The sequence below is a fragment of the Bifidobacterium reuteri DSM 23975 genome, from assembly GCF_000741695.1.
GTDB classification, from domain to species: domain Bacteria; phylum Actinomycetota; class Actinomycetes; order Actinomycetales; family Bifidobacteriaceae; genus Bifidobacterium; species Bifidobacterium reuteri.
In genome coordinates, this window is record NZ_JGZK01000009.1 from 1 (window position 1) to 15,626 (window position 15,626).

At 59.1% G+C, this 15,626-nt stretch carries 14 protein-coding genes; 11 read left to right on the top strand and 3 right to left on the bottom strand.

All coding sequences use genetic code 11. The features are described 5' to 3' along the window. Positions 1–464: 464 nt before the first annotated feature. The 7 genes from BREU_RS08180 to BREU_RS08210 all read left to right on the top strand — a co-directional run bounded on the left by BREU_RS08180 (position 465) and on the right by BREU_RS08210 (position 8,360). Positions 465–1,526 carry a bile acid:sodium symporter family protein gene (locus BREU_RS08180; protein ID WP_044090416.1) on the top strand — a complete coding sequence of 354 codons (1,062 nt, stop codon included), beginning with the start codon at positions 465–467 and terminating at the stop codon, positions 1,524–1,526. A gap of 418 nt (positions 1,527–1,944) precedes the next feature. Beyond that, entirely contained in the window at positions 1,945–2,316 is a 372-nt protein-coding gene (rpsL, locus tag BREU_RS08185) for a 30S ribosomal protein S12 (RefSeq protein WP_003808601.1), read from the top strand. Between the two features lie 5 nt (positions 2,317–2,321). Then, the gene (gene rpsG / locus BREU_RS08190; protein ID WP_003828652.1) at positions 2,322–2,792 is read left to right on the top strand and encodes a 30S ribosomal protein S7; all 471 of its coding nucleotides are present in this window, start codon (positions 2,322–2,324) and stop codon (positions 2,790–2,792) included. A 24-nt stretch (positions 2,793–2,816) separates the two neighbouring features. Further along, positions 2,817–4,940, top strand: a complete 2,124-nt coding sequence (fusA, locus tag BREU_RS08195; RefSeq protein ID WP_044090409.1) for an elongation factor G — start codon at positions 2,817–2,819, stop codon at positions 4,938–4,940. Between the two features lie 174 nt (positions 4,941–5,114). Beyond that, positions 5,115–6,314, top strand: a complete 1,200-nt coding sequence (tuf, locus tag BREU_RS08200; RefSeq protein ID WP_044090407.1) for an elongation factor Tu — start codon at positions 5,115–5,117, stop codon at positions 6,312–6,314. 145 nt (positions 6,315–6,459) lie between these two features. Then, positions 6,460–7,143 (top strand): haloacid dehalogenase-like hydrolase, encoded by a 684-nt coding sequence (locus BREU_RS08205; protein ID WP_044090406.1) that lies wholly within the window; start codon positions 6,460–6,462, stop codon positions 7,141–7,143. A 173-nt stretch (positions 7,144–7,316) separates the two neighbouring features. Then, positions 7,317–8,360 (top strand): zinc-dependent alcohol dehydrogenase family protein, encoded by a 1,044-nt coding sequence (locus BREU_RS08210; protein ID WP_044090405.1) that lies wholly within the window; start codon positions 7,317–7,319, stop codon positions 8,358–8,360. A 265-nt stretch (positions 8,361–8,625) separates the two neighbouring features. On the opposite strand, the gene BREU_RS08215 is transcribed toward BREU_RS08210, so the two are convergent. The 3 genes from BREU_RS08215 to BREU_RS08220 are packed head-to-tail and all read right to left on the bottom strand — an operon-like array spanning position 8,626 to position 10,399. Next, a complete protein-coding gene (locus BREU_RS08215) occupies positions 8,626–8,874 on the bottom strand; it encodes a DUF2442 domain-containing protein (protein ID WP_044090404.1) in 249 nt (82 codons plus the stop codon). 13 nt (positions 8,875–8,887) lie between these two features. Further along, positions 8,888–9,142: a DUF4160 domain-containing protein gene (locus tag BREU_RS12665; protein WP_081886629.1), complete on the bottom strand. Its 255-nt coding sequence runs from the start codon at positions 9,140–9,142 to the stop codon at positions 8,888–8,890. A gap of 21 nt (positions 9,143–9,163) precedes the next feature. After that, positions 9,164–10,399 (bottom strand): hypothetical protein, encoded by a 1,236-nt coding sequence (locus BREU_RS08220; protein WP_044090402.1) that lies wholly within the window; start codon positions 10,397–10,399, stop codon positions 9,164–9,166. Positions 10,400–10,546: 147 nt separating this feature from the next. Between BREU_RS08220 and BREU_RS08225 the strand changes: the two genes are divergently transcribed. The 4 genes from BREU_RS08225 (at position 10,547) to BREU_RS08240 (ending at position 15,507) form a co-directional block, all read left to right on the top strand. Beyond that, positions 10,547–10,873 (top strand): type II toxin-antitoxin system HicB family antitoxin, encoded by a 327-nt coding sequence (locus BREU_RS08225; protein WP_044090401.1) that lies wholly within the window; start codon positions 10,547–10,549, stop codon positions 10,871–10,873. Positions 10,874–11,096: 223 nt separating this feature from the next. Beyond that, complete coding sequence (locus tag BREU_RS08230) at positions 11,097–12,146, top strand: hypothetical protein (RefSeq protein ID WP_140463188.1); 1,050 nt, start codon at positions 11,097–11,099, stop codon at positions 12,144–12,146. Next, positions 12,143–12,511: a GntR family transcriptional regulator gene (locus BREU_RS11615; RefSeq protein WP_219847077.1), complete on the top strand. Its 369-nt coding sequence runs from the start codon at positions 12,143–12,145 to the stop codon at positions 12,509–12,511. The genes BREU_RS08230 and BREU_RS11615 overlap by 4 nt, the downstream gene beginning before the upstream one ends. A 242-nt stretch (positions 12,512–12,753) precedes the next feature. After that, the gene (locus BREU_RS08240; RefSeq protein WP_238567034.1) at positions 12,754–15,507 is read left to right on the top strand and encodes an excinuclease ABC subunit UvrA; all 2,754 of its coding nucleotides are present in this window, start codon (positions 12,754–12,756) and stop codon (positions 15,505–15,507) included. Positions 15,508–15,626: the final 119 nt, after the last annotated feature.

Sequence of the window (15,626 nt, forward strand, 5' to 3'; positions counted from 1 at the left end):
CCGCGGAGAAGGGGATCCGGACGCCCGCGCCGCACCCACATTACGGGAGGCCTGCGCCATGCGCCCCGAAGCGTCCATGCGGCCGGCCTGGTTCCTATCAGCGGTCTGCGAACGTCCCCGCTCCCGGCGACAACACCCCCCGGATCATCGACGACAGGGCAGGAAAGTCATACCGGAACCGGCGACCCGGCCCCGACCATTCGGGACCTACCAAACATGGTAATGGGCGGGCCGTGCGGAAGCCGCCATGAACAATTGTGGCGGTCGCATCCCCGCAGCGCATCTCTGCCGCGGATGCCGGGTTGGGGAAATACACAACGATGCGCATCCGTTTTCGCGCAAACGTCCAAAAACAACGTTCCTGACCGGGTGAACGTTCACAATGTGAGCATTACGTTTCGTGTCAAGCTGGGCTCGCTTAGTTTCAAACGTTGTTACATCCATTACAGAGAGAAGAATCACCAATGGGAAAAGTTAAGGCCTTCGCTGATTGGCTGACCAAATGGTTTACCGCCATCGTGGTCGTCTGGGCCGTGTTCAACTATTTCGTGCCGCAGGCCAGCCTGTGGGGCAAGCCGTACACCGGATACATGCTGGGCATCGTGTTGTTCGGCATGGGCCTGACCCTTACGCTTGACGATTTCAAGCGCATCCTCACCCAGCCGCTGATGGTCATTGTCGGTACGGTGGCCCACTTCGTCATCATGCCGCTCATCGCCGTGCTGCTGTGCTGGATCTTCCGCCTTGACGGTGCGCTGGCTGTCGGCGTGATCCTTGTCGGCTGCTGCCCGTCCGGCACCTCCTCCAACGTCATGAGCTATCTCTCCCGCGGTGATGTGGCGCTCGATGTCTCCATCGGCATCCTCTCCACGCTGTGCGCCCCGTTCATGATCCCGCTGCTGATGCAGTGGCTCGCCTCCCAGTACGTGTCCGTGCCGGTGGAGTCCCTGTTCCTCAACGCCGTCAAGGTCGTGCTCTTCCCGATTGCCCTTGGTGTGGTGTGCCATATGATCTTCGGCAAGAAGATCGAGAAGGTCACCGTGGCACTGCCGATCGTCTCTCAGGTGGCCATCCTCCTGATCATCGGCGTGGTCGTCGCCGCCAACGGCCCGAAGCTGTTCGTGGCGTCCTCCCTCATGGCCATCCCGGTCGTGATCCTGCACAACCTGTCCGGCTACGCTCTTGGCTTCGGTTTCTCCAAGCTGATGTACAAGATCTACCCGAAGGGCTTCCGCTACGCTCAGCAGAAGGCCATCACGTTCGAGGTCGGCATGCAGGATTCCGCTCTGGGCGCGACCTTGGCCCTGACCTCCTTCGCATCCAACCCGATTGCCGCTGTGCCGTCCACCTTCTTCTCCGTGTGGCACAACATCTCCGGTTCCATTCTCTCCAGCTGGTGGCGCAACCACGATGACAAGCACGAAATCCACTGGGATTCCGACAATGGCGAGAAGGGTTCCGCCAAGGAATCCGATTCCGTGCACGCCTTTGACGCCGACAAGGCCGCTGCCAAGGCCGAGGCCTGATCGCCGAAGTGGTATACTGATTCATAACTGAAGATGTAGCGGTGCCCCCGAGTGACATGGACTCCTCGGGGGCACTTGCTGTCTGGGGCCGGTCTGGCTTTGTCTGGCTTTGTCTGGCCGCGCCTGATGCCCGGAGGATTCGGGCGCGTCGTTGTCCGAGGAAATCGTATTATAGATATTTGTGTGTGCCGACGGTGCGCCTTATGTAACAGGTGCAGCGCTGGGATATCCTTCACGCCGATGAATGCTCGCAGCAATGCGAAGGCAGGAGGCGAGAAGGCCATCGGGCCGGTGGACTGGGCTGCTTTTTACACTTCGCGAAGCGCGGATTGAACGTGCGAGACGATTCGGTGAAAAGTGTGGGCGCAGTGCGGCGGTCACACGAAAGAAAAGAAACCACCGAATCGGAGAATTCAAGTTGCCTACTATTGAACAGCTCGTCCGCAAGGGACGTCAGGCAAAGCCGAAGAAGTCCAAGACTTTGGCACTGAAGGGAAGCCCGCTGCGTCGCGGCGTGTGCACCCGTGTCTACACCACCACCCCGAAGAAGCCGAACTCGGCACTGCGTAAGGTCGCCCGTGTTCGCCTGTCCTCCGGCGTCGAAGTCACCGCCTACATTCCGGGCGAGGGCCACAACCTGCAGGAGCACTCCATCGTGCTCGTGCGCGGCGGCCGTGTGAAGGATCTGCCGGGTGTGCGTTACCACATCGTGCGTGGTGCGCTCGATACCCAGGGTGTCAAGGACCGTAAGCAGGGTCGTTCCCTGTATGGAGCAAAGAAGGCGAAGTAAGAGATATGTCACGTAAGGGACCTTCCAAGAAGCACGTCGTGCTGCCCGATCCGATCTACGGTTCCACCGTGGTGGCGCAGCTCATCAACAAGATTCTGCTTGACGGCAAGAAGTCGATCGCCGAGGACATCGTGTACTCCGCTCTCGACATGGTCAAGGAGAAGTCCGACCAGGAGCCGGTGGCCGTGCTCAAGCGCGCCCTGGACAACATCCGTCCGTCCCTCGAGGTCCGCTCCCGCCGCGTCGGTGGCGCCACCTACCAGGTGCCGGTCGAGGTCAAGCCGAACCGCGCCAACACGCTGTCGCTGCGCTGGCTGACCGACTTCTCCCGCGCCCGTCGTGAGAAGACCATGGCCGAGCGTCTGGCCAACGAGATCCTGGATGCCTCCAACGGCCTCGGTGCTTCTGTCAAGCGTCGCGAGGATACTCATAAGATGGCAGAGGCCAACAAGGCCTTCGCGCATTACCGCTGGTAATCCAGAGAGAAATAAGGAACAACGATGGCTGAAGAGATTTCGGATCTTCACAACGTCCGTAACATCGGCATCATGGCTCACATCGATGCCGGTAAGACCACCACTACCGAGCGTATCCTGTACTACACCGGTAAGAGCTACAAGATCGGTGAGGTCCACGATGGCGCCGCCACCATGGACTTCATGGCTCAGGAGCAGGAGCGCGGCATCACCATTCAGTCCGCCGCCACCACCTGCTTCTGGAACCGTCAGACCCATGACACCGACGAGAAGTTCCAGATCAACATCATCGATACCCCTGGCCACGTGGACTTCACGGCCGAGGTGGAGCGCTCCCTGCGTGTGCTCGATGGCGCTGTCGCCGTGTTCGATGGCAAGGAAGGCGTGGAGCCGCAGTCCGAGACCGTGTGGCGTCAGGCCGACAAGTACGGCGTTCCGCGTATCTGCTTCGTCAACAAGATGGACAAGCTGGGCGCGAACTTCTACTACTCCGTCGACACCATCCGCGAGAAGCTGGGCGCTGACCCGATCGTGATGCAGCTGCCGATGGGTGCCGAAAGCGACTTCACCGGCGTCATCGACCTAGTCGAGATGAAGGCCTACGACTGGAACACCGGCGACGAGCTGGGTGCTCACTACAACATGGACCCGATTCCGGAAGAGTACCAGGAGAAGGCCCAGGAATACCACGAGAAGCTTGTCGAGGCCGCCGCTGAAGCCAACGACGAACTCATGAACAAGTTCTTCGAGGAAGGCGACCTGTCCAAGGAAGAGATCCGCGCCGGCGTGCGTCAGCTGACCATCGCCAAGAAGGCCTTCCCGGTCTTCTGCGGTTCCGCCTTCAAGGACAAGGGTGTGCAGCCGATGCTGGACGCCGTCATCGATTACCTGCCGTCCCCCGAGGACGTGCCGGCCATCAAGGGCTACCAGCCTGGTGACGAGTCCATCGAGATCGACCGCAAGCCCACCAAGACCGATCCGTTCTCGGCCCTGGTCTTCAAGATCTCCACCCACCCGTTCTACGGCAAGCTCGTGTTCGTGCGCGTGTACTCCGGCTCCGTCAAGCCGGGTGACTCCGTGCTCGACTCCACCCGCGAGAAGAAGGAACGTATCGGCAAGATCTTCCAGATGCACGCCGATAAGGAGAACCCGATGGATGTGGCCGATGCCGGCAACATCTACACCTTCGTGGGTCTGAAGAACGTCACCACCGGTGACACCCTGTGCGCCATCGACAACCCGATCACCCTCGACTCCATGACCTTCCCGGATCCTGTGATCCAGGTGGCCGTCGAGCCGAAGACCAAGGCCGATCAGGAGAAGATGGGCATCGCCCTCGCCAAGCTGGCCGAAGAGGATCCGACCTTCCAGGTCACCACCGACGAAGAGTCCGGCCAGACGCTGATCGCCGGCATGGGCGAGCTCCAGCTCGACATCATCGTCGACCGTATGCGTCGCGAGTTCAAGGTTGAGTGCAACCAGGGCAAGCCGCAGGTCGCCTACCGCGAGACCATCCGCAAGGCCGTCATGGACCAGGGCTACACCCACAAGAAGCAGACCGGTGGTTCCGGCCAGTTCGCAAAGGTCCTGATGAACTTCGAGCCGCTCGACACCACCGAGGGCAAGACCTTCGAGTTCGAGAACGCCGTCACCGGCGGTCACATCTCCCAGGAGTTCATCCCGTCCATCGAGGCTGGCGTCAAGGAGGCCATGGAATCCGGTATTCTCGCCGGCTTCCCGGTCGTGGGCGTCAAGGCCACCGTCACCGATGGCCAGATGCACCCGGTCGACTCCTCCGAAATGGCCTTCAAGCTTGCAGGTTCCATGTGCTTCAAGGAAGCTGCTCCCAAGGCCAAGCCGGTCATCCTCGAGCCCATTATGAAGGTCGAGGTTCGTACTCCTGAGGAGTACATGGGTGAGGTCATCGGCGATCTGAACCAGCGTCGTGGCAACATCCAGTCCATGACCGACGCCATCGGCGTCAAGGTCATCGACGCCAAGGTGCCGCTGTCCGAGATGTTCGGCTACATCGGCGACCTGCGTTCCAAGACCCAGGGTCGCGCCATGTTCACCATGGAAATGGACTCCTACGCCGAGGTGCCGAAGAGCGTCTCCGACGAGATCATCAAGGCTCAGCGCGGCGAGTGACACGCGCCACAGTCAAGGCTAGCCAGTGTCTCCAGTCAGCGGTAAAATCGTGTACCGCTGACTGGGTTCTGGCTCCTCAATGTGGCACATAACCCAGAAACCCAGTACAATAGAGCGAGTGCCTATGCGAAAGCGCATGGGAAACTCACGAGACGTCCAGGAGGACAAAGAGTAATGGCAAAGGAAAAGTACGAGCGTACTAAGCCGCACGTTAACATTGGTACCATCGGCCACGTCGATCACGGTAAGACTACCCTGACTGCCGCCATCTCCAAGGTTCTGTACGAGGAGTACCCGGATATCAACACTGAGTACGACTTCAACCAGATCGACTCCGCTCCGGAAGAGGCCGCCCGCGGTATCACCATCAACATCTCCCACATCGAGTACCAGACCGCTAAGCGTCACTACGCTCACGTCGACTGCCCGGGCCACGCTGACTTCGTGAAGAACATGATCACCGGTGCTGCCCAGATGGATGGTGCTATCCTCGTTGTGGCCGCCACCGATGGCCCGATGGCTCAGACCCGCGAGCACGTGCTGCTCGCTCGTCAGGTTGGCGTGCCGAAGATCCTCGTCGCTCTGAACAAGTGCGATATGGTTGAGGACGAAGAGCTGATCGAGCTCGTTGAGGAAGAGGTCCGTGACCTCCTCGACGAGAACGGCTTCGATCGTGACTGCCCGGTCATCCGTGTGTCCGCTTACGGCGCTCTGCACAATGACGCTCCGGATCACGAGCACTGGGTTGAGCAGATCAAGAAGCTCATGGACGCCGTCGACGAGTACATCCCGACCCCGGTTCACGATCTGGACAAGCCGTTCCTGATGCCTATCGAGGACGTCTTCACCATCTCCGGCCGTGGTACCGTCGTCACCGGTCGTGTGGAGCGTGGCCAGCTGGCCGTCAACTCCCCGGTCGAGATCGTCGGCGTTCGTCCGACCCAGTCCACCACCGTGACCTCCATCGAGACCTTCCATAAGACCATGGACTCCTGCGAGGCTGGCGACAACACCGGTCTGCTGCTCCGCGGTATCAACCGTACCGACGTTGAGCGTGGCCAGGTTCTGGCCAAGCCGGGCTCCGTCACCCCGCACACCAAGTTCGAGGGTGAGGTCTACGTGCTGACCAAGGACGAGGGTGGCCGTCACTCGCCGTTCTTCTCCAACTACCGTCCGCAGTTCTACTTCCGCACCACCGACGTCACCGGCGTCATCGAGTTGCCGGAAGGCGTCGAGATGGTTCAGCCTGGCGATCACGCCACCTTCACCGTTGAGCTGATTCAGCCCATCGCTATGGAGGAAGGCCTGACCTTCGCTGTGCGTGAAGGTGGCCACACCGTTGGCTCCGGCCGTGTGACCAAGGTCATCGCCTGATTATCATCAGACATGATTTCCCGTCACGCTTGAACTAGCGTAGTACATCCCCCTTGGTTCGCGCCAAGGGGGATTTTTTATGCTGATTTCAACCGTTGCGGACCTGCGGCAGTTTATAGTTGATAACTGAGCAGGAAGGCAGCATATGCGGGTTTTTGATTTTGACGGCACCATATATGACGGCGAAAGCCTGTTCGACCTCTATCTGTTCAGTGCCCGTTATGATGTGAAAGTGTTTCGTCACCTGGCACCGGTGCTTCGATACGCCATCAAATACAAACTCGGCAAGGCCACGTTGGAGCAGATGGAGCACGGAGTTGGCAAGGTCACTCGCAAATACCTGCAGGACCTGGCCAAGTCCAGATCGATTGACGGTCTACGCACGCAGGCGTTGGACAATGCGGTGAAAGCGGGACTTGACAAGGATGTCATGGTTGCAGACGCGTCCGTCATCGGAGCCGACGATTTGGATGGTGGCTTGAAGTCATTGGTCAATGCGTTCTGGGATCGCAATATGTCCAAGATCAAGCCGTGGTACGAACCCAGACCGGATGATGTGATTTTGACCGCGTCGTTTGATGTGACTGTGGGGGAGGCGTGCCGCCGGCTTGGAGTACACAATCTCATTGCCTCGACCATCGACCCCAGAACATTCGAGGTGACGTATCTCAATTTCAACACCAACAAGCCGAAGCGCCTGTGCGAAGTACTTGGCCCGGATGCGGTGATTGATGAATTCTATACGGACAGCGCGTTCGACCAGCCGATGATCGATATGGCCCGCAAGGGTTTCATGGTCAAAGGCAATGTCATAACACAGGTGAAATAACGTAAAGGCATGGATTGGCATGTGCATTGCCTATTGGATATCGACTGGGAAACGGTATTCAATAGAGTGCGCTGGATGACTGCCTGACGCGTGTGCCCCCAATCGTTGGCGGTGATGACGGCAGCTAATATATCAGGCAACGATATCCTCAACGACAAGTCAAAGGAGTGGGTATGAGCGATACCATGAAAGCCGCTGTTTTCGTCAAGCCGGGAACTATCGCGGTGGAGGAGATTCCCAAGGCGCGGGTACAGCAGGACGACGATGTCGTGATCCGCGTTGTCCGCGCGTGCGTATGCGGCTCAGACCTGTGGTTCTACCGTGGATTGTCCGGGCAGGAGCCCAACAGTCAGATCGGCCATGAGGCCATCGGCGTAGTCGAAGAGGTCGGTTCGGCTGTCGAAAGCGTCAAGACGGGGGATTTCGTGATTGTGCCGTTCCCGTTCAGCTGCGGCAAGTGCCCGGTGTGCAAGGCCGGATTCGAATCCGTATGCCCCCACGGCGGATACTTCTCCGCCAGCCAGGCCGAATACCTGCGCGTTCCGGAAGCCGATGGCACGTTGGTCAAGGTGCCTGGCTCACCGGAGGATTATGACGATGCCACGCTGGCCTCCCTGCTGACCATCTCCGATGTGATGTCTACCGGGTATCATGCCGCCGCATCCGCCGAGGTCAAGCCCGGTGACACCGCCGTGGTGATGGGTGACGGCGCCGTGGGTCTATGCGGCGTGATCGCCGCCAAGATGCGCGGGGCTACGCGCATCATCGCCATGAGCCGCCATGAGGATCGAGCGGCGCTGGCCCGCGAATTCGGCGCCACCGATATCGTGCCCGAGCGTGATCAGGCCGCCATCGACAAGGTGCTGGCGATGACCGACGGCTACGGTGCGGACGCCGTGCTCGAATGCGTGGGCTCCAAGCAGTCCTTCGACACCGCCATTGCGCTGGTCCGTCGCGGCGGTGTGATTGGCCGTGTCGGTCTGCCGCATGATGTGACCATCAGCGCCGAGGGCACGTTCTACGGCAACATCGGCATCAAGGGCGGTCCGGCGCCGGTCCGTCACTACGACATCGACGGTGGCTTGCTGGATGCCGTACTCAAGCACGAGATCAATCCCGGTCGCGTGTTCACCGCCGAATACGATCTTGACCATATTCAGGATGCCTATGAGGCGATGGACCAGCGCAAGGTCATCAAGGCGCTGATTCGCTTCTGAGATTTGCGGGTGCGTGTCGAGAGAATGTCGAGAGAATGTCGTTACACACGCTAAAAGCGTCAGTATGTATGTGGGTTGACGAACATTTCTCATACATACTGACGCTTCGGCGCGCAATACACGAATTAATGACGCAGTAAGTAGTGGTCTGCTCGTAATTGTCTGTGTGGGTGGCCCCTTTGATGAGGGGCTAGCAGCGAATCTGAATAAGCTGAATAGGGAAGAGACCGAGCCTGAACTCCTCAATTATTAGCGAGACGGGCCATTAGACGGTGGTCATGTCGCTGCGAACACGTTCGGCGGCAATGTCGATATTGCCGGGCCAGGTGGGTACTCCTGAGACGAGCTTGACCTTGGCAAACTCCGCAGGATCGTTGAGTTTACGGAAAACACCTTTATCTATGTATTTTGACATGTCGAAAACACCGGATGCCCCGTCGGAGCAAATCACCTTGAGTCTATAACCGGGTAACGGCTGTGCGCTGTTAACGCGGATTGAGTAGTCGATGTTCATGGCGCACTCCTTGTCACGGTTCTATCATTCCTGGATTCGAGTAGTTTGAAGCTGCGAGCCAAGCGTGGTGAAGCTCGTCACGCCTTCTCGAAATCCACCTGACTACCATTGTATGTTGTCTTTTGGGCAAAGGCTGGGCCCCGATTGAGTTGCCGCTAAGGTCATACGTGGCATTATGGCCCGCATATTCGGCATGAATATGCGGGGGAGCATGGTCGGCAAAGTTCATGGTTATTCTGATTCCATTGAATCGGCAAATTTCCGGCATATCGAATTCCAGTTGAAAACATCAGGATGATGCTTTGATATGGACTGTGGGAAGGTCAAACCAGTGTGCTTTCTTGATGATCTTGTCTCTTTGTTCATAGGGAAGCCGCATGTAGTCGATGATGTCTTTGTCTTGGAATAAGTCACTGCAATACACTGGAAGTCTGTAGCGTGGGACTATTCCTATAAGGTCTTTGCCGTTTGCCATATGAGCTATTTGCCGAGCGTGAAGTACCGAAACGGGCAGCTCAGCATCATATAGCGCTAAGGCAAAGTGAATTGCTTGAATGCACGACCAATAATTTGCACCTGAGACGTTGAAAGACCATCCGCCTTCGTCTTTTCGCGGGAAAAGATGCATCCATGAAAAGCCGTGACCGGGGCGAACTTCCCATGTGTGGCCTTCAGCTTGTTTGCTGTCCATCCATGCTTCGAAATCTTCTGGTGAGTTCTGATCAAGATCGCGTAATCCGTGATGTCGAAAGTCCGCGTACTTGATGCACCAGTCAAGCGGCGTGGCGTCCATCTTTGGGCAAGCGTATCCACTTGCCTCATATCCAAGCATACAGGCTTTGAAATATTCTCCTGAAGTTAGTGTGGGGAGTTTCTTATTAAGTACGGTTCCTTCTTCTAGTGATGAGAACAATTGAGTGAATCGTAGGATGTCTTCAGTGTGGATACCGTTGAGGAAAATATCTTTATTCTCAGGGAATATGTCCCATACGTCACGGCGAAGGATTGTTCCTGTTCTCATGTCAAATGGGAGTTTTTCACGAATAATGGTGTTATATGAATCGTTTTTACATTGGATAACGCAGTATTGAGCACCGCACATCAGCCAGTTCATTAATGGAACATAATATTCAGGATTGTTGGTATGATCATCGTTGGCAAAACGAATGCAGAAACGGCCGTTGATGAATAGATGCCGGCAATCGTCATATTCAGTACAGGTGATTTTGTACCAGACGGTTTCATCTGGATAGGAGCTTAACCAGGATTGCTCGAATTCCTGATAAGTCTGATACTCGCCGTCTTCATACAGCTCGTCGTAGTGGCCGAAGGCCGTGATCGGACCGCGTTCTGCGGGTATCCACAGTAGGCGGAACCCGTCTTCTCCTAAGGGCTCGATGTTGTCGAGTACGTCAAACAGCTGTGTGGCCGCAGTATCGAGAGGCAGGTAAATATCCGGTTCCCATGATCTGGGGGAACGGATCATGTTGTCGATTTGCGGGGCGAAAAGAGTTCTGTGATGCATGATGGCTCCCAATCTTAAATGTGGTATCTGTATTGATACCAGTGTAGCACATATGTTCGAATATGCGATGTGTGTGGGTGTAATGGGTTGCCTGCGCCGGCCGATTACAATGATTGAATAATTCGAGTGGATGATTCTTGGGGTGCCATGAAAAACGTGATTGATCGATATGTGTATCGCGTGCATTGGTCGGATGAATGCGAGGGTTTTGTGGGAACGGTGGCGGAGATGCCGGAGTTGAGATTCGTGTCCGGTTCGTTTGTCGAGGCGTTAACCGGTATTCGGATTTCGGCTCATGATGAGGCTGCCAAGTTGGTCGAGAGGGGCGTTGCGGTTCCGGTTCCTTTCGAGGATCGCCATTATTCGGGTCACTTTATGGTTCGGGTGCCGCCTGAAGTGCATAGACGTTTGTCCATCGAAGCGGCTGAGCAGGGGGTGTCTCTGAATAGATTGGTTCAGGCTCGTTTGTCCTGAAATCGTTTTGCTTCTGCGTCGTTGTCGTTGTCTCTGGACGTTGTCCCTGATCGGTACGCAGCGGCCGACCCATTGCAACTGCACCATACTTCTGATACACTTTGAACTGTACTAGAAATATGGTGCAGTTGCATGCTGGAGGTGCCGAATGGTTTCGGGCGAAATGGCTGATGGCGTTCGGTAACAGGCGGCAATGCACCTCAAGCGCGATGAGGTGAGTACGATGTCGTTCTCTGTTTTCGGCGTAGTGGCAGCGTTGCTGATAGGTTTGCTACGGCTGGTGCTTGTTGTCGCCGTGGTGGTGCTGATCGTCAGGGCGTTGGTGCACATGAATCGTGAGCCGTCGCTGTCGGTGAAGCAGCCTGTTTCGTCGGGTGGCCCATCGGATGATTCGTCAGGTGGTTCATCGGGCGGCCTGATGGAAGGGGAGGCTGTTCCGGATATGACGGCGGGCGGTCCCATGCCCATTGTGCGCCGTCGCATGGCGTGTGCTCTGCTCGTCGGTGTGGCGGTGTTGGTCATGGTGTTGATAGTCGGATTTGTAGTGCCCAAGGATATGTATCGCATCGCATCGATGGCTCCCGGCCTTGCGGCATCGGCGGTCATGCTGGCTCTTGCGCTGCCCTTTCCGGACATGTCCGATCGGCTGGGCGGCGGCCAGGTGCGTACGGCGTCGCTGCAATCCCGCGAACCATGGACGTACGCGCGACGGTATGTGCTCATGCAGCCGATGCTTGCCGCCGGGCTGCTCATTATCTATCTCGGATACACCACGGTGACGGCCAGTCCGGATGATTTCGGCCTGATGCGCAGTATCCAGCTGGTCGCTCCGAATGGGACGTGGGCTCATTCCTCCGGTCCTTATCCCGGATCGTATTATTCCATCCCACTGGCCGTCGTCACACTGGTGCTGGTCGGCCTGACCTGCGCGGCGCTCTGGCGCATCGCCCATGTGCCGAGTGCTCCTGAAGCCCGATTCGCCGATGCTGACCGGTTGTGGCGCGTACTGCTGACGCGATTCACGGTGTTCCTGTCGGTCGGCACGATGCTGGTCTACGCGTCGGCGGTACTGATGGTGGCGGGAACCGCAACGGTTCGGGTCGGCACCAACAGCGGCACATGGTCGTCGGCCTACGCGGATGATGTGTATCCGACCTTGGGCAACATACAGATCATCATGGGTGGCGTGGTGGCCGTGTTGGCGGTCATCTACCTCGTGATGGCGTGTTCCGCATTGGTCCAGTTGTGGACTTCGCCTCGGAGGACACGATGATGGGCGGCGGCGATGACGTGCGCCTGGTGATACGCGAATCGTCGCCGGTGCCGGTATATGAGCAGATTCGTGAGCAAATCGAAGGTATGGTTCGTGCAGGCCTTCTGCATGACGGTGACAAACTGCCGTCGGTGCGTCAGCTGGCCGGCGACCTGCGCATCGCACCCGGCACCGTGGCCAAGGCCTATGCCGAACTCGCTGAGCAAGGGGTGATTGAGACCGCCCCCGGTCGCGCCGCCCGAATCAGGCGGGTGGCGACCATCCCCGAACCCCTGCTGGAGGCCGCAAAAGACTACGCCGGACAGTCCCGGCGGCTTGGTTCCAGCCTTGAGGACGCCATCAGCGCCCTGCGCGCCCAGTGGTAGTTTCACATCAGGTCCTGTGCCGGCGGATTGCGGACGTGTGCCATAGCAGTCCACAGTCTGCCGGATTCCGCAGGTTATGCGTTATGCGTTATGCGTGTGCGCCGTCTGACGGATGACTGATGATGGACGGCTGCCGTGCTGGTCATCTATCGGCGCCTCTACGGATAATCAGGTTCGTTGTCCTAGCGCTCGTATGGCAGGTCATACAATGATTCCGGATCGAGGGAAAGATGGTGCGGCATATGGATGTTGATGGGAAGGTCGAGGATTCGGCAAAGTCCGGGAGTCCGGAGACATCCGGGGAGTCGATGATGTCCGGGATATCAACGACTGCGCCACACAGGCCTCGCGCCATCGAGGTGCGCGGGGCGCGGGTGCATAACCTCAAGAACGTCGATGTGGACGTGCCGCTCGGCGAGCTGGTGGGTGTCGCCGGCGTCTCCGGTTCGGGCAAGAGCTCGCTTGCGCTCGGCGTGCTGTATGCGGAGGGGTCAAGGCGGTATCTGGAGGCGCTGTCCACGTATACGCGCCGGCGCCTGACCCAGGCCAGTCGCGCCCAAGTGGATGAGGTGCTGCACGTGCCGGCGGCGCTCGCGTTGCATCAGCGGCCCGCCGTACCCGGCATCCGGTCCACCTTCGGCACGATGACCGAACTGCTCAACAGCCTGCGTCTGCTGTTCTCCCGTGTCGGTTCGCACGTATGCCCGCAATGCGGAACCCACGCGGACCCCACGCTTAATGTGGCGTTGGAGCAGCCGATCGTATGCAGCCATTGCGGCAAGCGATTCCACGGCCCCGGCGCCGAAAGCCTGGCCTTCAATTCGGCGGGCGCATGCCCCGCTTGCTCCGGCACCGGCATCGTACGCGAGGTGAACCGCGCCGCACTGGTGCCGGACGAATCGAAATCCATCGACGACGGCGCGGTGCTGCCATGGGGCTCGCTCATGTGGGACCTCATGAAGCAGGTGTGCGGCGCGATGGGCGTGCGCACCAACGTGCCATTCCGCGAACTCACGCCCGAAGAGCGTGACATCGTATTCAACGGACCGGCCGTCAAGAAGCACATTCTGTATCGGCCCAAGAAAGGCGACGATTTCGCCGAGCTCGACTTCACCTATTACAACGCCGTGTACACGGTCGAGAACGCGCTCGCCAAGGCCAAGGACGAGCAGGGATTGAAGCGCGTGGCGCGATTCCTGGAGGAGAAGCCGTGTCCCGACTGCGGTGGTACGCGCCTGAGCGCCGCCGCACGCGCGCCGGAAATACGCGGCATCAATCTGGCGCAGGCAACCGCCATGACCCTGGACGACGCGGTGACGTGGGTGCGGGGCGTGCCGGGTACTCTGCCTGAGAGCATGCGCCCGATGGCCACGAACATCTGCGAATCGTTCCTCGACGTAGCCCGCAGACTGCTTGAACTCGGTCTCGGCTACCTGTCGCTCGACCGTGCCGGCGCCACGCTGTCCACAGGCGAACGCCAACGTGTGCAACTGGCCCGCGCCGTGCGCAACCGTACCACCGGCGTGCTGTACGTGCTCGATGAGCCGTCCATTGGCTTGCATCCCTCGAACGTGGACGGCCTGCTTGGCGTGATGCGCGACCTCGTGGCGGACGGCAACTCCGTGGTGGTGGTCGATCATGACGTACGTGTGCTCAAGGCCACCGATCATCTCATCGAGATGGGGCCGGTGGCCGGCGCCGGCGGTGGTCATGTGATCGCGCAGGGCGCGGTCGACAAGGTCGAACAGACCCCGGGCAGCCGCATAGCGCCGTTCCTGACCGAAAACGGCGAGACCCGCGTGCGTGCCCGCGTCGCTCCGGAAAAGATGTTCGATGCCGGCCGGATCCACATGGAGACCGGCCCGTTGCACACCGTCAAGCCGCTGAGCGTGGACGTACCGCGCGGCAGACTCACGGTCGTCACCGGCGTCTCGGGCTCGGGCAAGACCACGATGGTGCTGGAATCGCTGATTCCGGCGCTCAAGGCCAACGTCGATGGAGATGGTCTGCCGGCGCACGTTCGCGGCATCGAAGCGGACAGCATCACCCGCGCGAACCTCATCGACGCCACGCCGATCGGTGCGAACGTGCGCTCCACCGTGGTCACCTACGCCGACATCCACGACGATTTGCGCCGCGCCTTCGCTCGCACGGACGAGGCCAAGGCCGCCGGATACAAGGCCGGCGACTTCTCCTACAACACCGGACGGCTGCGTTGCCCCACCTGCGACGGCACCGGTCGATTTCACTGGATGTGCAGTTCCTGCCGGACGTCACCATCGCCTGCCCGGACTGCCGTGGGTCGCGGTATGCGCCGGAAGCGAGCCTTATCCACCGACCGGTCAAAGGCGGCGGAGATGGAAGGTCGTCAAGGGGCTTGTGGCGAGTTGAGTGCGCGTGACAACGTAGGCAGCGGTTCGGATGCCGGTGCCGTTGTGCCGGGTGCCACATTGACGGAGAGCGGAATCACGATGGAACAGGGATCCACGGCGGAACAGGGGGATGTGGACGCGCCCCTGCGTTCGCTGACGCTGCCGCAATTCATGGCGATGAGCGTGGATGAGGCGCTCGCCGTCACCACCGACATGAAGAAGGTGCATAGTCGGCTCACTACACTGCACGATCTGGGACTCGGCTACCTGACACTCGGCGAACCGACGCCCGCGCTTTCGGGTGGCGAGGCGCAGCGGCTCAAACTCGCCAGCGAGATGGGCAAGGCGCAGTCGGATGCGGTGTTCGTGTTTGATGAGCCGACCATCGGCCTACATCCGCTTGACGTGCGTGTATTGCTTGGCGTCTTCGACCGGCTGGTCGCGGCGGGTGCGACGGTCATCGTCATCGAACATGATCTCGACATGATCGCCAACGCCGACTGGATCATCGACATGGGGCCAGGCGGCGGCGAGGCCGGCGGGCACATCGTCGCTACCGGCACGCCGGAGCAGGTCGCTGCGGACCCCGCGAGCATCACCGGGCGGTATCTGCATATTCGATAGATAACGTCGTCGGCGGCGTTCGTGGTGCCTGCCCTGAATGACGCGGCGTGCGGAATCCTTGGCATGTGGGATATGGGATGTCGAGTCGGGCGTCAGGATATCCCATGGCTCGAATTTCG